Origin of the sequence: Streptomyces sp. Y1, from assembly GCF_041053115.1 — a bacterium.
Classification (GTDB): domain Bacteria; phylum Actinomycetota; class Actinomycetes; order Streptomycetales; family Streptomycetaceae; genus Kitasatospora; species Kitasatospora rubellomurina.
On sequence record NZ_CP163445.1, the window covers coordinates 3,584,918 to 3,607,058 of the forward strand.

A 22,141-nucleotide genomic window follows, 5' to 3' on the forward strand; every position below is an offset into this window, starting at 1 on the left:
CGGAGGCGCCGGTCAGCGCCCGAACCGTGCCTCGAAGGCGGCCCGGTTCACCGAGACCGGCGAGCGGTCCCAGACCGCGAACACCACCCGCTCGAAGGCCGCCCCGTACCGGGCCAGCGCGCCCTCGAACGCCTCGGCGACCTGCGCCGGGTCGTTGCGGAACACCCCGCAGCCCCAGGCGCCGAGCACCAGCGCGCGGACCTCGTGCCGGGCGGCGGCCGCCAGCACCCGCTCGGCCCGCGCGGCGAGCACGCCCCGTACGTCGGTGCCGGCCGAACGCCGCTCCAGCTGGCCCGCGTTGGGCGCGGGCGAGGTCAGGAAGGTGACCGGGTACGGGCGGGCCAGCAGCTCGCCGCGCCCGCCGCGGATCACCGGCACGCCCGGCGAGACGATCACCCGGTGGCTGTACCGTAGGTCGTCCGAGGCCCGGTGCGCCTCGTAGTAGTCCGGCGCCTCCAGCAGGCAGGAGTACAGCAGCGCGCTGCGGCACAGGTCCTCCTCCTGGGCGCGGGCGCCGCGCAGGTAGCCGCCGCCGGGGTTGCGCGCGGAGGCGAAGTTCAGCACCCCGACCGGCCCGGCCCCGGCCGCGACCAGCCGCCCGGCGGCCTCGACGCTGCCCTCGGCCGTCACCTCGATCCGCCCGCCGGCCGGGCCCGGCCCCGGCGCCCCGGCGGCCAGCAGCGCGTCCAGCGCCTCCGGCCGGTACGACACCGTGCCGGCCCTCGCCGCCGTCAGTTCCTCCCCCACCCGCACGAGTTCGCCCCCGGCCGTCCGGTAGCTCCCCCGCTCGGCGATCTCCTCGTTCACCCGTGCCACGTCGTGCAGTCTGCTGCTCATGTCCGTGACGCTACGGGACTACCGCCGACGCGCGCCACAGGTTATTCTCACTTCCAGAACAACACCTCGGGGGGCTTGCCGGAGGTGTCGGGGGGTATCGGGGGAACGCGAAGGGCCCGCTCCGGGGGACGGAGCGGGCCCTTCGTGTGTTCAGTCGTTCAGCGCGGCCGGCGGTCGAGGACTACCGGCCGTACCGGGTCAGTTCTTCCAACGCGGCTTGCGGTCCTCGCGGTTGAAGCCGCCGCGGTCGTCACGGTCGCGGCCGCCGAAGCCGCCGGAGCGGGTGCCGCGGTCGTCGCGGCCGAAGCCGTTGCCCTGCGGACGGCCGCCGGAGCGGTGGTCGTCGCGGCGGGCGAACGGACGGCTGTTGCCGCCGCGCTCGTCCCGGTCACGGCCGAAGGACGGGCGGTCGCCGAAGGAGCGGGCCGGGCGGTCGCCGAACGAACGCTCGCCGAAGCCGCCGGAGCGGCGGTCGTCCCGGTCGCGGCCACCGAAGCCACCGCGGTCGCGGTCGAAACCACCCGAACGACGGTCATCGCCGCCACGGCCACCGAAACCACCCGAACGACGGTCGTCACGGTCACGGCCACCGAAGCCACCGCGGTCGCGGTCGAAACCACCCGAACGACGGTCATCGCCGCCACGGCCACCGAAACCACCCGAACGACGGTCGTCACGGTCACGGCCACCGAAGCCACCGCGGTCGCGGTCGAAACCACCCGAACGACGGTCATCGCCGCCACGGCCACCGAAACCACCCGAACGACGGTCGTCACGGTCGCGACCACCGAAGCCACCGGAGCGACGGTCGTCCCGGTCACGGTCACGGTCGCGGTCACGGCCGAAGGCCGGACGCTCGCCGCGCGCCTCGCGGTACGACGGCGCGCGCTCCTCGGACTGCTGCGCCGGAACGGCGGCGGCGGCGGCCTCGGCGACGGCCGGGGCCTCGGCCGCGGTCTCGCCGTCCGCCTCGGCGGCCGGCTCCTCGTCCTCGATGCCCAGCTCGGCCCGCTCGCGCGCCGCACGGGCGGCGAGGCGGTCGGCCTCCTCGCGCAGCTCGGTGGCGCGGCGCTGCGCGCGCTCCAGCTGGCGGGTCATGTCGGCGAGCTCGCGCTCGGCGGCACCGGCGATGTTGGCGGCGCTCTCCGCCTGGACCTCGGTCAGCGAGCGGGCGCCGGTGATCTTGGCGACCTCGGCGTCGAAGGCGTGGTCCAGGATGTGGCGGCTGGCGTCGACGCCCGCGTCCTCCATCAGGCGGAAGACGCCGCGGCGCTGGTGCGGCAGCACCAGGGTGACGACGGCGCCGGAGCGGCCGGCCCGGGCGGTGCGGCCGGAGCGGTGCAGGTAGTCCTTGTGGTCGCCGGCCGGGTCCACGTTGAGGACCAGGTCGATGCCGTCGACGTGGATGCCGCGGGCGGCGACGTCGGTGGCGACGACGACGTTGACGTAGCCGTCCTTGAAGTCGCCGAGGACGCGGGTGCGGGCGCCCTGGGTCATGCCGCCGTGCAGCGCGTCGGCCTTCACGCCGGCCTCGATCAGCTGCTCGGCGACGCGGTCGGCGCCCATCTGGGTGCGGACGAAGATGATCGTGCGGCCCTTGCGGGCGGCGATCGCGTTGGTGATCGGCGCCTTGTCCTTGGGCTTCACCACGAGGATGTGGTGGGTCATGGTGGTGACGGCGCCGGCCGACGGGTCGACCTCGTGGGTGACCGGGCTCTTCAGGTAGCGCTTCACCAGGGTGTCGATCTCGTTCTCCAGGGTGGCGGAGAACAGCAGGCGCTGGCCGCCGGCCGGCACCTGGTCGAGGATCTCGGTGACCTCGGGCAGGAAGCCCATGTCGGCCATCTGGTCGGCCTCGTCGAGGACGACGGTCTGGACGTCGTCCAGCTTGGCGGAGCCGCGGTTCAGCAGGTCGCGCAGCCGGCCCGGGGTGGCGACCAGGATGTCGACGCCGCGCTCCAGCGCGTAGATCTGGTTCGACATCGAGGTGCCGCCGCAGACGACCTTGAGGCGCAGGCCGAGCACCGAGCCGAAGGGCTCCAGGGCGTCGGCGACCTGCATGGCCAGCTCGCGGGTCGGGACCAGGATCAGGCCGCGCGGGTGCTTGGCGCGGGTGCGCTCGCCGTCGGCGAGGCGGGTCAGCAGCGGCAGGCCGAAGCTGAGGGTCTTGCCGGAGCCGGTGCGGCCGCGGCCCAGCACGTCCTTGCCGGCCAGGGCGTCCGGGATGGTCGCGGCCTGGATCGGGAACGGGGTGGTGACGCCGCGCTTGGCGAGGGCGCGGACGACGTCGTCGTGCAGGCCCAGGTCGCCGAAGGTGATGGTGGGCTCCGCGGCCTCGGCGGCGGTGTCCTCCGCGGCGTCCTCGGTGGTCTCCGAGGCGGCCTCGGCGGCGATCTCCTCGGCCTCGGCGATCAGCTCGGTGGTGTCGGTGGTGTCGGTGACATCGGCGGCAGCCTCGTTCGCGGGCATGGCGAAGCGGGCGTCGTCAACGAGAGACATGCAAAACCTTCCGGAAGTGGCACGCGCCAAAGTCCGGGGTTCTGTTTCACAACCGCCTCTATGCGGTCAGCCACGGATCGCCGGAACGCGCCAAGGGCGCCAGATGGGATTAGGGCGCCAGTCAAATGAATCAAACGAACGATCTACCACCATAGAGGACCCTGGGGATCGGAGGCAAATGCCCTGGCCAGCCCGCTAGTGTGCGCCCGCGCGGGGGCTCGGGGCCGGGGAACCGGAGCCGCCCGGGGACGGCTCGGGGGACGGCGGCGTGGTGGCGGGCGGGGTGTGCTCGGGCTCGGGGGTGCCCGAGGGGCGTCCGCTCGGGGTGGCCGAGGGCGTGCCCCCGGTGCCGCCGCCCGAGCGGCCGTCGCCGGTGCCGCCCGCGCCGCCGGCCCCGGACGAGGCACCGGACCCGGCCGAGGTGCCGCCGCCGGGGTGCGGCGCGGGGCTGGCGTTCGCGCCGCCCGCCGCACCGCTTCCGCCCGGCGCGCCCTCCGGGCTGCCCGCCCCCGGCACCGGGACCACGCCGGCCACCGCGCCGTTCGCGCCCGGCGCGGGCTCCCCCGGCGCGCTGGCCGCACCGCCGCCCGGCGCGTTCTCCGCCTGCAAGCCCCCCTGGTGCTCCGCGCGCCCGGCCGCACCGCCGGGGCGCCCGGCCCCCGGCGAGGCCGAGGGACCGCCCGTCGCCCCCGGCTTGCCCGCCGGGCCGACCTGCCCGACCGGCGCCACACCGTGCTTCTCCTCGGCCGCCGAACCGACCGACATGCACCCGGTCAGCCCCAGCCCGGCCACCGCCAGCACCGCCGCCGCCCGCACCACCCGCACCGTACGCACCGAAGCCACCGCGTTCCCTCTCCACCGCCCCGCCCGGGCCGCTCCTGGCGCGCGGCCGCTTCCGGTGCCCAACGCGCGCCCACCCCGGCGGGACACGGGCGCCGCACCCGCGGGCGCGGCGGAAGGCCGCTCGGCGACAGCCCCCCGGGGCGCTCAGCCCCAGAGCGCCGAGGCCAGCCCCGCCCCCGCGTACACCGCCGCCAGGCCCGCCACCAGGCTGCCCGCGACGTTCGCCACCGCGTACCGCCCGGCGCCGGACTCGGCCAGCCGCAGCGTCTCGTACGAGAACGTCGAGTACGTCGTCAGCGCCCCGCAGAAGCCCGTCCCGACCAGGAGTTGGACGTGCGAGGAGGCCGCGCCGGCCGTCACCGCGCCCGCCACCAGCCCCAGCACCAGGCAGCCGAACACGTTCACCGTGAACGTCCCCCACGGGAACACCGAGTCGTGCCGGGACTGCACCGCCCGGTCGGTCAGGTACCGCAGCGGCGCGCCGACCACCGCTCCCGCCACCACCAGCAGCCAGTTCACTCGGCGCCCCCGGCCCCGGACGCGCTCCCGCCGACACCCCGGCCCGCGTACCGGACCACCTCGCACCGGTCGAGCAGCACCAGCCCCTCCGCGACCAGTTCCTCCAACTGCGGCAGGAACGCCCGCACCCGCTCCTCCTCGTCCACGACCAGCACCGCCACCGGCAGGTCCTCGCTCAGCGACAGCAGCCGCGCCGTGTGCACCAGCGAGGAGGCGCCGAAGCCCTCGATCCCCCGGAACACGCTCGCCCCGGCCAGGCCGGCCGCCCGCGCCCGGTGCACGATCTCGCTGTACAGCGGGCGGTGGTGCCAGGTGTCGCTCTCGCCCACCAGCACCGTCAGCCGCAGCGCCGGGCCGCTCAGCCGGCTCACCGGGCACCGCCTCGCACGGACCCGGCCGGGCGGTGGATCAGACGCCTGGTCAGCACCGCCGCCGTCCACACCGCGCCCATCGCGGCCGCCAGGGTCAGCCCGAGGTACGCCAGCCCGGGCCCGAGCCGGCCCGCCTCCAGCAGCCGCCGGACGTCCACCGCGTACGTCGAGAAGGTGGTGAAGCCGCCCAGCACGCCGGTGCCGAAGAACGGCCGCAGCAGCGGGTGCGCCGGGCGCCCCTCGGTGATCGCCACCAGGAACACCCCGATCACCGCGCAGCCGACCACGTTGATCAGCAGCGTCGTCCACGGGAAGGCCGTCGACCCGGTCTCCCAGCCCAGCCCGGCCGCGTACCGCGCCACCGCGCCGATCGCCCCGCCGAGCGCGACCACCGCCACGGCCGGCCCCTGTCCGCGCAGCACCGGTGGCCGCGCCGGGCGCGCCGGGCGGTCCGCGGCGCCGGTCTCCGCAGCGCCGGTCACGGCGTCCTCCACCGCGTCCTCCGAGGTCGTCACCACCCCATCAAACACCGGCCTCCGCTGCCTGGCACACCGTCACCCCAGACCCGACAATGATCCGGTGGAGATGACCCGGGACGACTTCGAGACGCTGGTCGCCGACGCCCTCGACCAGATCCCCCCGCAGCTCGCGGCGATGATGGACAACGTCGCGATCTTCGTCGAGGACGAACCCGACCCCGGCGACCCGGAACTCCTCGGCCTCTACGAGGGCACCCCGCTCACCGAGCGCGGCGAGTGGTACGCCGGCGTCCTGCCCGACCGCATCCTGATCTACCGCGGCCCCACCCTGCGGCACTGCGAGACCCGCGAGCAGGTCGTCGAGGAGGTCCGCACCACCGTCATCCACGAGGTCGCCCACCACTTCGGCTTCGACGACCACGAGCTCGACGAGCTCGGCTGGTCCTGAGCCGGGCGCCGCACCCCGCCCGGGCCCCGGCCCCACGGGCCCGGCTCCCGACCGGCCGAAACCCGTTTTGGCGATCCGCCCGGCATCCCATATGCTTCTCGACGTCCCCGAGACGCCGGAAACGGCGGGACAGGCCGCAAGCCCTCATCGTCTAGTGGCCCAGGACGCCGCCCTTTCAAGGCGGTAGCACGGGTTCGAATCCCGTTGGGGGCACGCAGTACCAAGGCAGTACCGTAGTACAGTGCAGTGCCGCAAGACCTTAGTGGTTCGCCACTACAAGGTCCCGTGGAGCAGTTGGTTAGCTCGCCACCCTGTCAAGGTGGAGGTCGCGGGTTCAAGTCCCGTCGGGATCGCTCGTCTCGCAAGAGGCGGTGCAGTACGGCCAGGTAGCTCAGTTGGTACGAGCGTCCGCCTGAAAAGCGGAAGGTCGCCGGTTCGACCCCGGCCCTGGCCACCACAGGAAGGCCCCGCAGAGATCGCTCTGCGGGGCCTTTCGCGTTCCCCGAAGACCCCCGAACCGCCCATATGATCTGGTGATCATCCATATGGGTGCTTAACGCCGCCGTCCCGGCCTGCCGTCCGACCGGGCCGCGCGCACGCACCAGCCGATTCGGGGGAATCACCATGGCCGACCAGGTCACCGTCGATCCACAGGCGCTCACCGCCTCCTCAGGGGTGGCGAAAACCCTCGCCGAGGAGGTCGACCAACCGGTGAAGGACGCGCTCACCTCGGCCACCACCGCCGCCGGCCAACTCACCGGCTGGTCGATCGCCGCGGGCCTGGGCAAGCTCGGCACCGACTGGAAGGCGCCGCTCGACGCGCTCAAGAAGCGGCTCACCGACACCGGCACCAACCTGCAGGCCAGCGCCACCGCCCACGCGCACAACGAACAGGCGACCGCGGACGCCTGGAAGCAGCCGCAGAAGGCGGCGCAGTGAGCAGCGCCTACGAGCTGCTGGTCGCCTTCGACCCGCACGGGCTGCGCGACGCCGCGAAGGCGTGGAAGGCGCTCGCCCACACCATGGAGAGCACGGCCACCCGGCACCGCAGCCAGGTGAACGGCCCGCTGCGCCGGGGCTGGAAGGGCGCGGACGCCGAGGCCGCCTTCCCGTTCATGGACCTGACCGAGCAGCGGCTCGGCATCGTCCGGGTGGAGGCGGAGGCCGCCGCGCTGGCCCTGAACACCGTCGCGGACCGGATCCACCAGGCGCAGACCAACCTGACGAACGCCGTGCACCGCGCCCAGGACGCCAAGCTGACGGTGTCCGCCGAGGGGATCGTCGACCTCCCGCCGGAGGGCCCGGGCGAGCACAACGACCCCGACGCGCAGGCCGCGCGCCGCAGCCTCGCCGAGCTGAAGACGAGCTTCCAGCAGCGGATCGACACTGCCATCAAGGACGCCCGAACGGCCAGCGACCAGGGCAACAAGGCGCTCGGCCACCTGGGCGCCGACATCCTCGGCGAGCAGCGGGGGAAGGGCGCCGTGGCCGAGACCCGCACCGACGTCGCCGACGTCATGAAGGACCTCGGGCTGGTCGACCCGTACGTCCCGGACGGCAAGGACCCGCAGAAGAACGCCGACTGGTGGAAGAGCCTGACCCCCGACCAGCAGGAGAGCTACCTCGCCCTGGACGCGGCGAAGATCGGGAACCTGGACGGCATCCCGGCGACCGTCCGCGACGAGGCCAATCGCCTCGTCCTCGACCAGAAGCTCGACGCCCTGGAAGCCGGGACGCCCGCCTCCTTCGGCCTCGACCAGGGCGCCTTCGACAAGCGCAAGGCCGCGCTGACCGAGATCCGGAAGAAGCTGGAGGAGAACGCCGACGCGAAGGACGAGCAGCACCAGCTGTTCCTGCTCGCGCTCGAACCGGAGGCGTTCGGGGGCGACGGGCGCGCGATCGTGGCGACCGGCAACCCCGACAAGGCGACCCACACCTCGGTGTTCGTGCCCGGGACGAACACCGACTTCAACGGCGTGCCGGGCCAGATCGACCGCATCCGGCAGCTGCAGGGCTACGGCAAGCAGTACGCCAAGGAGGGCGAGAGCGTCTCGGTCGTCTCCTACCTCGGCTACGACGCCCCGGAGAGCCTGCCGGGGGCGTCCAACCCGATGCGCGGGCTCGACGGCGCCGAGGACATGCGCCGCTTCTCCAACGGCCTGCGGGTGGCGCACGGCGATCCGCGGACCCACCTCAGCTACATCGCGCACAGCTACGGCAGCTTCGCCGTGGGCGTCGCCGACAGCGGCGGGAGCCACGGCCTGGACGCCGACGACATCGTCACCCTCGGCAGCCCGGGCATGGGCGTGCTCTACGCCGGGCAGCTGAACGTCAACCCCGACCACCTGTGGATCGGCGAGGCCAGCGACGACCCCACCCGCCTGGTCGGCGGCTTCTCGCTCGGCCCCAGCCCGCACGTCGCGGGGTTCGGCGGGAACAACATCCACATCGACACGTCCGGGCACGGCGGCTACTGGGACGAGGGCTCGGACAGCCTGAAGAACCAGGGCAAGATCATCGCCGGGAAGCCTCCCCGCACCACCTGGAAGGAGGACCCGCTCTGGGGTTCGATCCCCCACTGACCCGCCGGCCGGAAAGAACCCCCATGCGCAACCCGACCACCCGTCCACCGCTCACCGGCACCCGGCTGAAGCAGCTCCTGGCAACGGCGCTGCTGGCCACGACCCTCGGAGCCTGCATGTCCAGCACCAGCCCCACCACCGGCCCCGGCACCGGGAAGGACGACCCGCTGCCCGTCAAGTCCCGCCAGGAGACGCTGGACTGGGCGAAGCAGCTCACCGAGCACCTGGCCCAGTCCGCCGGGATCCGGATCAACGCCGAGCCCGCCGACCCGGTCTTCACCTCCTGCGTCGGCCGCAACGGAGAGTCCGCGCCCGACGACCGCTACCAGCTGATCTACGGCGTCCACAGCACCGTCCCGGACGCCCAGCACGACGACGTCGTCCGCAAGGTCCGCGACCGGCTCACCGCCGAGGGCCTCACGATCACCGAGTACCAGGAGTCCCACGGCGCGGAGCCGGACGCCACCGTCAGCGCGCGCCACCCCAGCAGCCGGTACGTCGTCGACGTCGCCAGCACCGCGGGCCACGACCGCATGGTCCTGAGCGTCACCACGCCGTGCCTGATGCCGCCGTCCGCCCCGCCCGCCCCCACGCCCACGTCCACGCCCTGACCGCCGGGGGCGGGCGCGGCGGTCAGGCGGCGGTGAGCAGCTTGCGGACGTGGTCCGCGGCCTCGGCGAGCGGGACGGCCCGGGTCTCGCCGGTGGCGCGGGCGGTGATCTCGACGGTGCCCCCGGCGAGGCCGCGGGCCCCGACCGTGATCCGGTACGGAATGCCGATCAGCTCGGCGTCGCGGAACTTCACGCCGGGGCGCTCGTCCCGGTCGTCCAGCAGGGCGTCGACCCGCTCGGCCCGCAGCTGCCGGTAGAGGGCCTCGGCGGTCTCGGCCACGGTCGCGTCCGTGCTGCCGAGGACGGTGACGACGGCCTCGAAGGGGGCGACCGCGACCGGCCAGACGATGCCCTTGTCGTCGTGGTGGGTCTCCACGACGGCGGCCAGCGCCCGTTCGACGCCGATGCCGTAGCTGCCCATGACCGGGGCGACGCGCTCGCCGTCCGGGCCGAGCACCGAGACGCCCAGCGCCTCGGTGTACTTGCGGCCGATCTTGAAGATGTGGCCCACCTCGATCGTGACCACCACCTCCAGGGGCTCGCCGCACCGGGGGCAGGCCTCGCCGGCGGCCACCTCGCGCAGGTCCGCCCACCGCCGCACCGCGAGGTCCCGCTCGACGGACACGCCGCGCAGGTGGACGCCGTCCGTGTTGGCGCCGGTGGTCAGGTCGGTGCGGCCGCGCAGGGCCTCGTCGGCGAGGACGGGCAGGTCGGTGACGCCGACCGCGCCCAGGCTGCCGGGCGAGGCGCCGAGCGCCTCCTGGATCTCCTCGGGGGTGGCGGGCCGCAGGGCCCTGGCGGCCAGGGTGTCGACGAGCTTCTGCTCGGCCAGGGCGTGGTCGCCGCGCAGCAGGACGAGGGTGAGCTGCCCGTCGACCACGTACACCAGCGTCTTGACCTGCCGCTCGGCCGGGACGCCGTGCAGCCGGGCCAGCTCCTCGATGGTGCGGGCGTCGGGGGTGTCGAAGCGCTCGGGGGCGTCCGGGCCGGGGCCGTCCGCGACGGCGGGCAGGGCGGAGGTCGCCTTCTCGGTGTTCGCGGCGTAGCCGCAGCCCGGGCAGCGCACCACCCGGTCCTCGCCGGCCTCCGCCGGGCTCATGAACTCCACCGACTCGCTGCCGCCCATGACGCCGCTGGACGCGTGGACGGCGACGGCGGGCAGCCCGATCCGGGCGAAGATCCGCTCGTAGGCGGCCCGGTGCAGGCGGAAGGCCCGGTCCAGGCCGGCCTCGTCGAGGTCGAAGCTGTACGAGTCCTTCATGGTGAACTCGCGCACCCGCAGCAGCCCGCTCTTCGGGCGGGGCTCGTCGCGGAACTTGGTCTGGAACTGGAACCACATCTGCGGCAGGTCGCGGTACGAACGCAGCTCCTGCGCCAGGACGGTGAAGATCTCCTCGTGCGTCACGCCGAGCACCAGGTCCGCGCCCTTGCGGTCCCGGAGCCGGAACATCTCCTCGCCGATGACCTCCGAGCGGCCGCTGCGCTCCCAGATCTCCGCCGGGTGCACGGTGGGCAGGACGAACTCCTGGGTGCCGATCGCGGCCATCTCCTCGCGGATGACGTCCATGATCTTCGCCCGCACGCGCACGGCCAGCGGCAGCAGCGAGTAGTGGCCGGCCATCAGCTGCCGGACGAACCCTCCCCGCACCAGCAGGCGGTGGCTCACCGCGTCCGCGTCCGCCGGGTCCTGCCGGAGGGTGGGTACGTACAGCTGGGACCAGCGCATGGTCGGGGACCGTCCTCTCGGCAGGCAGCGGGACGACGCGGCCGCACCCGCCCCGGCCGCGCGTCGGGAGCCGCAGTCTAGTGACACGGCCCGGCCCGGCTCCTCCGTTTTTCGGCCCGCCCCCGCCGCACTCCGGCGGGGGCCTGACCGACCCTCAGGGGGTGCGGAACCAGTTGGTTTCGGTGTCGAGCACCGAGCCGTCCGCGCCGTAGGCGGTGATGTCCTTGGCATCCGAACCGGGCTTCTTGGCGATGACGTACCAGCGGGTCGGGGAGTCGCCGATCGTGACGGGGGCGGCTTCGGTGCTGCCGCCGGTCTGCCAGGTGGCCACGACCCGGGCGGTCCCGGATTTGGCGGAGGAGATCAGCACCGGCGAGTCGGCCAGCTCGCCTCCCTTGACACCGAGCACGGTGGCGCCGGCGCCCGAGTTGTAGCCGGGCGTGTGCCCGGCCGGGGAGGCGACCAGGTGGATGGCGTCGTCGACCTGCCGCTTGCCGTCCAGGGTGAGGTAGAGGTTGAGGTGGTCCATGCCCGGGACCCATTGGCGGTCGGTCTCGGCGTCGGTCGGCTTTGGCAGCTGCGGGATGGCGGCGTGCCGGTCCTCCCACATCAGCCGGGCCTGCTGGTGGGCGTCCTCCTTGGTGGAGGTCGTGGGCCAGAGCGCGGCCCAGGCCTGCCAGGTGCGGCCGTTCGACGTTCCCTCGCCGATCTTGACCCGGATCGGGGTGAACGGGTCCCGGCCCTCCGTCGCGGGCCTGGTCGGGACCGTCGTCACGGGAGCCGAGGCGGCGGCGGAGGCCGACGCGGTGGGGGAGGCCGAGGCCGCCACCGCCACCGTGGTGACGGCCCCCCGCCCGGTCCCACCGATCGCCACCCCCGCCCCGCCAACCGCCACGACCAGCGCTGCGGCCGCCCCGGCGATCGCCAGCCGCCGGCGCCGCAGCCGGCGCCGCCCGCCGGCGATCAGCCGGTCGTACGGGACCGCCCCCGGATCGACGCCGCCGGCCAGTTCGCCCAGCTCGTGCACGGCGGCCGCCTCGTCCGGCCCGCCCTCGAACGCCTTGCTCATCTTCCGCCTCCGATACCGATCAGTCCGTTGCGTGGGGAGGCCTCCCGGAGTTTCGCGAGGCCGCGTGCCGCCTGGCTCTTGACCGTCCCGACCGAGCAGCCCATGGCCTCGGCGGCCTGGGTCTCGCTGAGGTCCTCCCAGTAGCGCAGGACGACGGCCTGGCGCTGGCGCGGCGGCAGGCCGGCGAGCGCGCCGAGCAGCACGGCCCGGGCGTCCGGGTCGCTGCCGGCCGGCGCGGGCCGGTCGGGGACGGCGGTGACCAGCTGTTCGCGCGGTCTGCGCCGGAACCGCCGGGCGTGCTCGTTGATCAGGACGCGGCGTACGTAGGCGTACGGGTCCGCGGCCGAACGCACCCGTCCCCAGGCGGTGTACCCCCGTTCCATCGCCTGCTGGACCAGGTCCTCGGCGCCGTGCCGGTCCCCCGCGAGCAGGTAGGCCGTCCGGAACAGCCGCGACCACGTCGCGGCGGCGAACGCCCGGAACTCCTCGTCCCGGGCGGTCTTCTGGGCTCCCATGAGCACCTCCTCAACCCCCCAGAGCCCAGCGGGGCCGCGGACCGTTGCCTGCCGTTCGCGATTCGCCTCCCCCGGCTGTGACACTGGAGGGGCTCGAAAACCGAGGTGCGCGCCGCCGTACCTCCTTGCGAACCTAGAGGGATGCCCGCAGTGAGTTCTCCCGCAGTCCAGTCCGCCGACGTCCCCGCCGCCGGGCCCGGCATCGGTGAGCTGGCCGCCCGCCTGCCCGACCTGACCCTGCGCGACCAGGTGCGGATCGGGCGCCGGCTGGAGGGTGCCCGCAAGGTCCGCAAGCCGGAGGCCCGGCAGAAGGTCGCCGCCGAGATCGCCGCCGACATCGAGCGCGCCGAGCTGCTGGTCGAGCGGCGCCGCGCCGCCGTCCCGAAGATCGGCTATCCCGCCGAGCTGCCGGTCAGCCAGAAGAAGGACGAGATCCTGGCGGCGATCCGGGACCACCAGGTGGTGATCGTCGCGGGCGAGACCGGTTCCGGCAAGACCACCCAGATCCCGAAGATCTGTCTGGAGCTGGGCCGCGGCGTGCGCGGCCTGGTCGGCCACACCCAGCCGCGCCGGATCGCCGCCCGCACGGTGGCGGACCGGGTCGCGGAGGAGCTGAACACCCCGCTCGGCGAGGCGGTCGGCTGGAAGGTCCGGTTCACCGACCAGGTCGGCCCGGACACCCTGGTCAAGCTGATGACGGACGGCATCCTGCTCGCGGAGATCCAGACGGACCGCGAGCTGCGCCAGTACGACACCCTGATCATCGACGAGGCGCACGAGCGCAGCCTCAACATCGACTTCCTGCTCGGCTACCTCAAGCAGCTGCTCCCCCGCCGCCCCGACCTCAAGGTCGTGATCACCTCCGCGACCATCGACCCGGAGCGCTTCGCCGAGCACTTCGGCGACGCCCCGATCGTCGAGGTCTCCGGCCGGACGTACCCGGTGGAGGTCCGGTACCGGCCCATCGTCGACGACACCGCCGACGAGGACGACGATCCCGCGGACCGCGACCGCGACCAGGTCCAGGCGATCTGCGACGCGGCCGAGGAGCTGCAGGCCGAGGGCCCGGGCGACATCCTGGTCTTCCTCTCCGGCGAGCGGGAGATCCGCGACACCGCCGACGCGCTCGGCCGGCTGAAGCTGAAGAACACCGAGGTCCTGCCGCTGTACGCCCGGCTCAGCTCGGCCGAGCAGCACAAGGTGTTCCAGCGCTCCCACTCGCGCCGGATCGTGCTGGCCACCAACGTGGCCGAGACTTCGCTCACCGTCCCCGGCATCAAGTACGTGATCGACCCGGGCACCGCCCGGATCTCCCGCTACAGCCACCGCACCAAGGTGCAGCGGCTGCCGATCGAGGCGATCAGCCAGGCCAGCGCCAACCAGCGCAAGGGCCGCTGCGGCCGCACCTCGGACGGCATCTGCATCCGGCTGTACTCGGAGGAGGACTTCCTCGCCCGCCCCGAGTTCACCGACGCCGAGATCCTGCGCACCAACCTGGCATCGGTGATCCTGCAGATGACCGCGGCCGGCCTCGGCGACATCGCCGCCTTCCCGTTCCTGGACCCGCCGGACTCGCGCAACATCAAGGACGGCGTCCACCTGCTGCACGAGCTGGGCGCCCTCGACCCGGAGGAGAAGGACCCGCGCAAGCGGCTGACGCCGCTCGGCCGCAAACTGGCCCAGCTCCCGGTGGACCCGCGGATGGCCCGCATGGTGCTGGAGGCGGACCGGAACGGCTGCGTGCGCGACGTGATGGTGATCGCCGCCGCGCTCTCCATCCAGGACCCGCGCGAGCGCCCGGCCGAGAAGCGCCAGGCCGCCGACGAGCGGCACAAGCGCTTCAACTCGGAGACCTCGGACTTCCTCTCCTTCCTGGCGATGTGGCGCTACGTCCGGGAGCAGCAGAAGGAGCTCTCCTCCTCGGCGTTCCGCCGGATGTGCAAGACGGAGTTCCTGAACTACCTGCGGATACGGGAGTGGCAGGACATCTACACCCAACTCCGCACGGTGGCGAAGCAGTTGGGCGTCACCATCGAGGAGCCTCATCCTGACGCCGAGCCGGACGCGGACCGGATCCACCAGTCCCTGCTGGCCGGACTGCTGTCCCACATCGGCCTGTTCGACGCGGAGAAGCGCGAGTACGGCGGCGCGCGCGGCGCCCGCTTCGCGGTCTTCCCCGGCTCCGGCCTGTTCAAGAAGCCGCCGCGCTGGGTGATGTCGGCCGAGCTGGTGGAGACGTCCCGGCTCTGGGCCCGGATCAACGCGAAGATCGAGCCCGAGTGGGTGGAGCCGCTGGCCGGCCACCTGATCAAGCGCAGCTACAGCGAGCCGCACTGGGAGAAGAAGGCCGGCGCCGTGCTGGCCTACGAGAAGGTGACCCTGTACGGGATGCCGGTCGTCGCCCAGCGCAAGGTCAACTACGGGAGGATCGACGCGGAGCTCTGCCGCGAGCTGTTCATCCGCAACGCGCTGGTCGAGGGCGACTGGGAGACCCACCACCGGTTCTTCGCCGAGAACCGCCGGCTGCTCGGCGAGGTCGAGGAGTTGGAGAACAGGGCCCGCCGCCGGGACATCATGGTCGACGACCAGACCCTGTTCGACTTCTACGACGCCCGGCTGCCCGACGAGATCGTCTCCACCCGGCACTTCGACGCGTGGTGGAAGAAGGCCCGGCACGACCAGCCGGACCTGCTGAACTTCGAGAAGTCGATGCTGATCAACGACGCCGCGGACGGCGTCACCGAGGCCGATTACCCGGACCACTGGCAGCAGGGCAAGCTGCGCTTCAAGCTGACCTACCAGTTCGAGCCGGGCAGCGACGCGGACGGCGTGACCGTCCACATCCCGCTGCCGGTGCTCAACCAGGTGACCTCGGAGGGCTTCGACTGGCAGATCCCCGGCCTGCGGGAGGAGCTGGTCACGGCGTACCTCAAGTCGCTGCCGAAGGCGATCCGCCGCAACTTCGTGCCGGCGCCGGACTTCGCCAAGGCCGCGCTGCGCGCGGTGAAGGACCGCCAAGAGCCGCTGCTGCCGGCCCTGGAGCACGCGCTGAAGCGCCTGACGGCCGTCACCGTACCGCCGGAGGCCTGGGACGACGAGCGGGTCCCCGAGCACCTGAAGGTGACCTTCCGGGTGGTGGACGGGCGCCGCAAACTCGCCGAGTCCAAGGACCTGGAGGAGCTGCGGCTGAGGCTCAAGCCGAAGCTGAAGGAGACGCTCTCCTCGGCGGCCTCCGGCCGGGGCATCGAGCAGAGCGGGCTGACCGCCTGGCCGGCCTCGCTGCCGGTGCTGCAGCGCACCTTCGAGCAGCGGTCGCGCGGCCACTCGCTGCGCGCCTACCCGGCGCTGGTGGACGAGGGCGCCGCGGTCGGCGTCAAGCTGTTCGACACCGCGCAGGCCCAGGAGCGGGCGATGTGGGAGGGGACGCGCCGGCTGCTGATGCTGACCACCACCTCCCCCGCCAAGTCGATCCAGGGGCGGCTGGGCAACCAGGCGAAGCTGGCGCTCTCGCACAGCCCGCACGGCTCGATCGCGGCCCTGTTCGAGGACGTCGTCTCGGCCGCGACGGACCGGCTGATGGCGCTGAACGGCGGCCCGGCCTGGGACGCGGAGGCCTTCGGCAAGCTGCACGACAAGGTGCGCGCGGACCTGTACGACCTGTCCGCGGACACCACGCTGAAGACGGCCACCGCGCTGATCGCCTTCCACAAGGCGTCGACCCGGTTGAAGTCGGTGAGCAGCCCGGTGCTGCTGAACGCGGTGAACGACGTCCGGCTGCACCTGGCCTCGCTGGTGCACCCGGGCTTCGTGACGGCCACCGGCTGGCAGCGGCTGCCGGACCTCAAGCGCTACCTGCTGGCGGTGGACCGCCGGCTGGAGGCGCTGCCCAACCACCCGCAGCGGGACGCCCAGCAGCTGCTGAAGGTCCAGCAGGTTCAGCAGGCGTACGGGGAGCTGCTGGCGGCGGTGCCGGCCGGGCAGCAGCCGTCCGAGGAGGTGCTGGCGATCCGCTGGATGATCGAGGAGCTGCGGGTCAGCTTCTTCGCCCAGGGGCTGGGCACGCCGAGCCCGGTCTCGGAGAAACGGATCACGAAGGCGATGGAGGCCGCCCGGGCCTCGCTGTGACCCGGGCGGCGCCCTGAGCTGCGGGGCGGCGTGGTGGGCCTTCAGGAGCCAGTTCGACCTGGAGGCCCACCATGGGCTACAGTCTGTCTTGTTCGCAGCGCGGCAAGCGAGTGAACAAGATCAGAACAATCTGGTCCCGTGGAGCAGTTGGTTAGCTCGCCACCCTGTCAAGGTGGAGGTCGCGGGTTCAAGTCCCGTCGGGATCGCCGCAAGGCGAGAGGCCCGGAACCGTCAAGGTTCCGGGCCTCTCGCGTTTCACCGGCCGACCCCTTTACCCCGAACCAGGTCCGGACCACAAGCGATCTTGCATGTGACGGTCGTCACCCGCACTCCCCTGAAAACCGGCCCTTCACACCCTCCTCATGAGCCGGTTAATTTAATATGTAAAATTGCACTGCTATTCACTGTAAATCCCCCCCGCATCATGGATGTCGAACCGTTATCCGGAGTTCAGCATTCCGACAACTTAGGCAAGCCTTAAAGGTATGACAAAAGGGGCCGCTTACCGGACCCGGCGGAGTCCGGTAAGCGGCCCCTTTTCAGAGCCTTTGGCCGATCAGGCCTCGGTGCGCTGGGCGGGAATCCCGGCCAGCAGAGCGCGCACCTCCGCCTCGCGGTAGCGGCGGTGGCCGCCGAGCGTGCGGATCGACGTCAGCTTGCCCGCCTTGGCCCAGCGGGTGACCGTCTTCGGGTCCACGCGGAACATGGTGGCAACCTCTGCCGGCGTCAGCAGGGGCTCGGCATCAGGGGTACGAGCGGTCATGAGCGGCCTCCTCGGGAGAACCGAACCAGGGCGGTTCTATCCTTCAAATTCTGCACCTTGGCCCGCGATGCCCGAAATGGCATAGACGGGCCGAGTCGGTTATAGGACGAACGGCTTGTCCTGGTGTCTACAACTACACCATCCGTCCAGCCCTATCGACCAAACCGCCAAAATTGACCCCTCACGGGTTCAAGGCAGACGGATGGCGATGGACCACCCCATAACGGACAGTCACACGGCAGTGACGTCCGGTTACAAGGGGACCAGACCCTCCGTTTCCCCGCAAAGCACGCATCGACTCCAGAACCACCCAAAAGTGGGCACGCTCACGTGAAGTTGGGCTGGTTGTCCCATTTTTGCACATAGGGGTAAGTTCGCGTCAACGGTGAGTAGTGTCACGTTCGACAGCTATTGACCCGAACCGGGACCTTGGTCAGCCGGGCCGGAGGACGTAGGGCCCTTACAGTCATACACGGCTGTTCGGACGTCAGTTCGCGTGCCGCAGCGCCAGCACCCGCCGCCAGCGCACCGTCAGTTCCCCGTACACGCGCAGCGCCTCCGCCGTGTCCCCCGCCCGCAGGGCGCGCAGCCCCTCCTCCAGCTCCCCCGCCGAGCGGTCCGCCGACAGCCGCTCCGGCCCCAGCAGGTGCACCAGCCCCCCGTAGTCCAGTTCCACCAGCGAGCGCGGATGGAACTCCTCCAGCCACCGCCCGACCTGCTCCGCCCCCTGCACCAGCTCCCCGTCCGGCACCTCCTCGCGCAGCGCCCGGTACGCCCGCGCCACCCGCCGACGGGCCTGCGCCATCGGCACCAGGTAGAACAGCGCCGCCGCCCCGGCCTGTTCCCCATCCTGCCCGCTCCCGCGGCCCGCCTCCCGGACGGGTTCCTGCCCGGCCTCCCGTCCGGCCTCCGGTCCGGCCGGGACGAAGCAGCGGTCCTCGTCGCCGAACGGCAGGAACCAGCGCACCGGCACCTCCCACCGGCTGGTCAGGATCCACGGCCGGGCGTCCGGGTGCTCGGCCCGCCAGCGCTCCCGGTCCGTCTCGGCGGCCGCCCGGGCCGCCGGCGGCAGCGCGGTGTCCAGCAGCGCCACCGGCGCCCCGGCCCGCAGCTCGTCCAGCGCCTGCCAGCTGCGCAGCCTGGTGGCCCACGGGCAGACGTAGAGGACGCCGTCCACCACCCGCAGGTACGCGCGGCCGCTCTCCCGCTCCGGCAGCGCCCGCGGCGTGCGCGCGGCCAGCTCCGCCAGCGCCTCCCGCTGCTCCTCCAGCACCGCCGCCGCCACCGGCCGCTCCGCCGCCCCGGCGTCCGGCCCGTGCTCCGCGGCGTACGCCTGCCAGTGCCCGCGCTCGGGCTCCGGGTAGGCGGCCAACGGCTCGTAGACCCGCAGGTGGGCGGCGTAGGGCGGCTGTACGGAAGTGCGTACGACGGTCACGTCCTGCATGGTCGCACGGGTCGCGCGGGCCCGGGAGGGCGCGCCCCGGACCGTTGGCGCCCGCACCCTCCGCACCCCTCCCGTCTCAGCACTCGGACAACCGGCCCAAGCTCGGACAAGAGGGCCGATCCGAGGCCCGTGCGCGACTACTCTTCGCCTTAGGCGCCCGCACCACAGCAGCGGGCCTTCGATACTGGAGTCACCACAGTGACCGACGTACAGACCCCCGCCACGCACTCCGCATCCGGCGTGCTCAGCAGGATCTTCCGTACCGAGCAGGACGGCGCCCTCGGCGACGGCCACGAGCAGGTCGTCCTCTGCCACGACCGCACCTCGGGGCTCAAGGCGATCATCGCCATCCACTCCACCGCCCTGGGCCCGGCCCTCGGCGGCACCCGCTTCTTCCCGTACGCCTCCGAGGAGGCGGCGCTGGAGGACGCGCTGAACCTGTCCCGCGGGATGTCCTACAAGAACGCGCTGGCCGGGCTCGACCTCGGCGGCGGCAAGGCCGTCATCATCGGCGACCCGAACAAGGTCAAGAACGAGGCGATGCTCCGGGCCTACGGCCGCTTCGTCGAGTCCCTGCGCGGCCGCTACATCACCGCCTGCGACGTGGGCACCTACGTCCAGGACATGGACGTCATCGCGCGCGAGACCTCGTTCGTGACCGGCCGCTCGCCCGAGCACGGCGGCGCCGGCGACTCGTCCATCCTGACCGCCTTCGGCGTCTTCCAGGGCATGCGCGCCAGCGCCCAGGCCCGCTGGGGCCAGCCGACCCTGCGCGGCAAGCGGGTCGGCGTCGCGGGCGTCGGCAAGGTCGGCCACTACCTGGTCGGCCACCTGGTCGCGGACGGCGCCACCGTCGTCGTCACCGACCCCTTCGAGGCCGCCGTCAACCGGGTGCGCGCCGCCCACCCGGAGGTGGAGGTCGTCGCCGACACCGCCGCGCTGCTCCAGGCCAAGCTGGACGTCTACGCCCCCTGCGCCCTCGGCGGCGCGCTGACCGACGACACCGTCGCCGCGCTGGGCGAGTTCGGCACCTCCGTCGTCTGCGGCGCGGCCAACAACCAGCTGGCCCACCCGGGCGTCGAGAAGGACCTCGCCGACCGCGGCATCCTCTACGCGCCGGACTACCTGGTGAACTCCGGCGGCGTGATCCAGGTCGCCGACGAGATCGACGGCTTCAACTTCGAGCGGGCCAAGAACAAGGCCACCAAGATCTTCGACACCACCCTGGAGATCTTCACCCGGGCCGCCGCCGACGACGTCCCGCCGGCCGTCGCCGCCGACCGCCTGGCCGAGAAGCGGATGCGCGAGATCAGCGCGCTGCGCACCGTCCTGCTGCCGGGCGCCCGCCGGGGCTGACCGAGCGGCCGTGATGCGCGGGAGGCCCCCCAATGGCCTCCCGCGCATCACGATGTGGAACCGGATTCTCACTTCTCCGCCCGAACGGGTGATCCGAGGTCCCCCCAGGGGGGATAATCAGTCCTGGAACGACGGACCTCAGATACCTCTGGACAGCGCGCAAACTGCCGCAAAACCTCCCCTGACCTGGGAAGACCTGGTCGCGGGTGCGGTCGGTGCGCGCCACGTCACACCGACGACGTACCGTCCAGCGGCGGAAACAGGTACCGTTAATGCTCCAAGGGACGGCTTCTCCACTTCGGGCAGGCCGGTCCTGATCATGAACACGTGTCAGACTCGGGGCCGTGAGCCCCATCGTTGAGGGGGTCGACCCATGGGGCGCGGCCGGGCCAAGGCCAAGCAGACGAAGGTCGCCCGCGAGCTGAAGTACAACAGCGGCGGGTTTGACGCTAACCGTCTGTCCAACGAGCTGGGCGTATCGCCGTCCACCGCTTCGATCGAGCCTGAGCCGATCGAGGAGGAGGAGGACGACGACCCGTACGCGGAGTACGCCGCCCGCTACGGCGCCCTCGACGACGAGGACGACAACGAGCCGGGCGCCGGGTCCTCGCAGGCCTCCCGCCGCTCGTAACCCGCAGCTTCACCGGACCGGTCCGGGCGCCCTGGGCGCCGGGCCGGTCTTCGGCGTTCTCGTGATTCGCCCGCTCGCCTCCCCCGACGTGCACGAGGGCCCCTCCGGCAGGCCGGAGGGGCCCTCGCGTCGTCCTCGGCGGGATCAGCCCGCCGTGAAGCCCTCGTAGGCGTTGTAGAGCGCCGCGCCGCCCTCGTGCTCGTCCGTGCGCTCGACGATGTCGCCGAGCAGCCAGGCCTCGACGCCGCGGTCCTCCAGGATCGCCAGCACGACGTCCACCGAGTGCGGCGGGACGACGGCGACCATGCCGACGCCCATGTTGAGCGTCTTCTCGATCTCCAGGGTGGCCACCTTGCCGACCTCGGCGACGGTCCGGAAGACCGGCAGCGGGGTCCAGGTGCCGCGGTCCAGGCGGGCGTGCAGGCCGTCCGGGATGACCCGGGCCAGGTTGGCCGCCAGGCCGCCACCGGTGACGTGCGAGAAGGCGTGCACCTCGGTGGCGCGGGTGAGCGCCAGGCAGTCCAGCGAGTAGATCCGGGTCGGCTCCAGCAGCTCCTCGCCGAGGGTGCGGCCGAACTCCTCGACCTTGCGGTCCAGCGACCAGCCGGCCTGGTTCAGCAGCACGTGGCGGACCAGCGAGTAGCCGTTGGAGTGCAGGCCGGAGGCGGCCATCGCGATGACCACGTCGCCCGCCCGCACGCGGTCGGCGCCGAGCAGCGCGTCGGCCTCCACCACGCCGGTGCCGGCGCCCGCGACGTCGTACTCGTCCGGGCCCAGCAGGCCGGGGTGCTCGGCGGTCTCGCCGCCGACCAGGGCGCAGCCGGCCAGCGCGCAGCCCTCGGCGATGCCCTTGACGATCGCGGCGACGCGCTCCGGGACGACCTTGCCGACGCAGATGTAGTCGGTCATGAACAGCGGCTCGGCGCCGCACACCACGAGGTCGTCGACGACCATGCCGACCAGGTCGTGGCCGATGGTGTCGTGCTTGTCCATGGCGGCCGCGATGGCCACCTTGGTCCCCACGCCGTCGGTGGCCGAGGCCAGCAGCGGCCGCTCGTAGTTCTTGAACGCGGACGCGTCGAAGAGGCCGGCGAAGCCGCCGAGACCGCCGACCACCTCGGGGCGGTTGGCCTTCTTCACCCACTGCTTCATGAGCTCGACGGCGCGGTCGCCCGCCTCGATGTCGACACCGGCGGCGGCGTAGGTGGCGCCGTTCTGGTTGCTGGTCACTGCGTGCGGCCCTTTCGGGTCAGGTGGGGGTGGTTCTTGAACAACCGGGGGGTGGAACGGCGGTGGGGCCCCGGTTCGCGGGACCCCACCTGC

At 72.7% G+C, this 22,141-nt stretch carries 19 protein-coding genes and 4 tRNA genes; 11 read left to right on the forward strand and 12 right to left on the reverse strand.

Features of this window, described 5'->3' with window-relative positions; all coding sequences use genetic code 11:
* Window positions 1–12: 12 nt before the first annotated feature.
* The 6 genes from AB2U05_RS15150 to crcB (AB2U05_RS15175) all read right to left on the reverse strand — a co-directional run bounded on the left by AB2U05_RS15150 (window position 13) and on the right by crcB (AB2U05_RS15175) (window position 5,491).
* Window positions 13–837: a TIGR02452 family protein gene (locus AB2U05_RS15150; protein WP_045701737.1), complete on the reverse strand. Its 825-nt coding sequence runs from the start codon at window positions 835–837 to the stop codon at window positions 13–15.
* Window positions 838–1,035: 198 nt separating this feature from the next.
* Window positions 1,036–3,336 carry a DEAD/DEAH box helicase gene (locus AB2U05_RS15155; protein WP_369183458.1) on the reverse strand — a complete coding sequence of 767 codons (2,301 nt, stop codon included), beginning with the start codon at window positions 3,334–3,336 and terminating at the stop codon, window positions 1,036–1,038.
* A gap of 195 nt (window positions 3,337–3,531) precedes the next feature.
* A complete protein-coding gene (locus AB2U05_RS15160; protein WP_369183459.1) occupies window positions 3,532–4,179 on the reverse strand; it encodes a hypothetical protein in 648 nt (215 codons plus the stop codon).
* A 144-nt stretch (window positions 4,180–4,323) separates the two neighbouring features.
* Entirely contained in the window at window positions 4,324–4,698 is a 375-nt protein-coding gene (gene crcB / locus AB2U05_RS15165) for a fluoride efflux transporter CrcB (RefSeq protein WP_369183460.1), read from the reverse strand.
* The gene (locus AB2U05_RS15170) at window positions 4,695–5,069 is read right to left on the reverse strand and encodes a DUF190 domain-containing protein (protein WP_045704507.1); all 375 of its coding nucleotides are present in this window, start codon (window positions 5,067–5,069) and stop codon (window positions 4,695–4,697) included. Before AB2U05_RS15170 ends, crcB (AB2U05_RS15165) begins: the two co-directional genes overlap by 4 nt.
* The gene (gene crcB / locus AB2U05_RS15175; protein ID WP_369185957.1) at window positions 5,066–5,491 is read right to left on the reverse strand and encodes a fluoride efflux transporter CrcB; all 426 of its coding nucleotides are present in this window, start codon (window positions 5,489–5,491) and stop codon (window positions 5,066–5,068) included. Before crcB (AB2U05_RS15175) ends, AB2U05_RS15170 begins: the two co-directional genes overlap by 4 nt.
* Before the next feature lie 163 nt (window positions 5,492–5,654).
* Between crcB (AB2U05_RS15175) and AB2U05_RS15180 the strand changes: the two genes are divergently transcribed.
* The 7 genes from AB2U05_RS15180 to AB2U05_RS15210 all read left to right on the forward strand — a co-directional run bounded on the left by AB2U05_RS15180 (window position 5,655) and on the right by AB2U05_RS15210 (window position 9,189).
* On the forward strand, window positions 5,655–5,996 hold the full coding sequence (locus tag AB2U05_RS15180; RefSeq protein WP_045704509.1) for a metallopeptidase family protein: 342 nt from the start codon (window positions 5,655–5,657) through the stop codon (window positions 5,994–5,996).
* A 140-nt stretch (window positions 5,997–6,136) separates the two neighbouring features.
* Window positions 6,137–6,209: transfer RNA gene (locus AB2U05_RS15185), tRNA-Glu, on the forward strand.
* A 66-nt stretch (window positions 6,210–6,275) separates the two neighbouring features.
* Window positions 6,276–6,349 (forward strand) — tRNA-Asp (locus AB2U05_RS15190).
* A 27-nt stretch (window positions 6,350–6,376) separates the two neighbouring features.
* A tRNA-Phe gene (locus tag AB2U05_RS15195) sits at window positions 6,377–6,453 on the forward strand.
* A 167-nt stretch (window positions 6,454–6,620) separates the two neighbouring features.
* Window positions 6,621–6,935, forward strand: coding sequence for a hypothetical protein (locus AB2U05_RS15200; protein ID WP_045709777.1), 315 nt, complete (start codon window positions 6,621–6,623; stop codon window positions 6,933–6,935).
* Window positions 6,932–8,578 (forward strand): alpha/beta hydrolase, encoded by a 1,647-nt coding sequence (locus tag AB2U05_RS15205; protein ID WP_369183461.1) that lies wholly within the window; start codon window positions 6,932–6,934, stop codon window positions 8,576–8,578. The genes AB2U05_RS15200 and AB2U05_RS15205 overlap by 4 nt, the downstream gene beginning before the upstream one ends.
* A 23-nt stretch (window positions 8,579–8,601) precedes the next feature.
* Window positions 8,602–9,189, forward strand: a complete 588-nt coding sequence (locus AB2U05_RS15210; RefSeq protein WP_045698139.1) for a hypothetical protein — start codon at window positions 8,602–8,604, stop codon at window positions 9,187–9,189.
* A gap of 22 nt (window positions 9,190–9,211) precedes the next feature.
* Here the strand turns inward: AB2U05_RS15210 and AB2U05_RS15215 are convergent, their stop codons facing one another.
* The 3 genes from AB2U05_RS15215 to AB2U05_RS15225 form a co-directional block, all read right to left on the reverse strand.
* Window positions 9,212–10,915 carry a proline--tRNA ligase gene (locus AB2U05_RS15215; protein ID WP_369183462.1) on the reverse strand — a complete coding sequence of 568 codons (1,704 nt, stop codon included), beginning with the start codon at window positions 10,913–10,915 and terminating at the stop codon, window positions 9,212–9,214.
* Window positions 10,916–11,069: 154 nt separating this feature from the next.
* Window positions 11,070–11,984 carry a hypothetical protein gene (locus AB2U05_RS15220; RefSeq protein WP_369183463.1) on the reverse strand — a complete coding sequence of 305 codons (915 nt, stop codon included), beginning with the start codon at window positions 11,982–11,984 and terminating at the stop codon, window positions 11,070–11,072.
* Window positions 11,981–12,499 (reverse strand): SigE family RNA polymerase sigma factor, encoded by a 519-nt coding sequence (locus tag AB2U05_RS15225; protein ID WP_369183464.1) that lies wholly within the window; start codon window positions 12,497–12,499, stop codon window positions 11,981–11,983. Before AB2U05_RS15225 ends, AB2U05_RS15220 begins: the two co-directional genes overlap by 4 nt.
* 201 nt (window positions 12,500–12,700) lie before the next feature.
* On the opposite strand from AB2U05_RS15225, the gene hrpA reads away from it, so the two are divergent.
* Both hrpA and AB2U05_RS15235 read left to right on the forward strand, forming a co-directional pair.
* Complete coding sequence (hrpA, locus tag AB2U05_RS15230) at window positions 12,701–16,624, forward strand: ATP-dependent RNA helicase HrpA (protein WP_369185958.1); 3,924 nt, start codon at window positions 12,701–12,703, stop codon at window positions 16,622–16,624.
* Between the two features lie 132 nt (window positions 16,625–16,756).
* A tRNA-Asp gene (locus AB2U05_RS15235) sits at window positions 16,757–16,830 on the forward strand.
* 350 nt (window positions 16,831–17,180) lie between these two features.
* Here the strand turns inward: AB2U05_RS15235 and bldC are convergent.
* A complete protein-coding gene (bldC, locus tag AB2U05_RS15240) occupies window positions 17,181–17,387 on the reverse strand; it encodes a developmental transcriptional regulator BldC (protein WP_014137253.1) in 207 nt (68 codons plus the stop codon).
* A gap of 487 nt (window positions 17,388–17,874) precedes the next feature.
* Window positions 17,875–18,822 (reverse strand): hypothetical protein, encoded by a 948-nt coding sequence (locus AB2U05_RS15245; RefSeq protein WP_369183465.1) that lies wholly within the window; start codon window positions 18,820–18,822, stop codon window positions 17,875–17,877.
* Between the two features lie 207 nt (window positions 18,823–19,029).
* On the opposite strand from AB2U05_RS15245, the gene AB2U05_RS15250 reads away from it, so the two are divergent.
* Together AB2U05_RS15250 and AB2U05_RS15255 are read left to right on the forward strand one after the other, a co-directional pair.
* Entirely contained in the window at window positions 19,030–20,187 is a 1,158-nt protein-coding gene (locus AB2U05_RS15250) for a Glu/Leu/Phe/Val dehydrogenase dimerization domain-containing protein (protein WP_045698125.1), read from the forward strand.
* A 373-nt stretch (window positions 20,188–20,560) separates the two neighbouring features.
* Window positions 20,561–20,818 (forward strand): DUF3073 family protein, encoded by a 258-nt coding sequence (locus AB2U05_RS15255; RefSeq protein ID WP_045698123.1) that lies wholly within the window; start codon window positions 20,561–20,563, stop codon window positions 20,816–20,818.
* 144 nt (window positions 20,819–20,962) lie between these two features.
* Here AB2U05_RS15255 and purM read toward each other — a convergent pair whose 3' ends face one another.
* Window positions 20,963–22,048, reverse strand: coding sequence for a phosphoribosylformylglycinamidine cyclo-ligase (purM, locus tag AB2U05_RS15260; RefSeq protein ID WP_045698122.1), 1,086 nt, complete (start codon window positions 22,046–22,048; stop codon window positions 20,963–20,965).
* Between the last annotated feature and the right edge of the window lie 93 nt (window positions 22,049–22,141).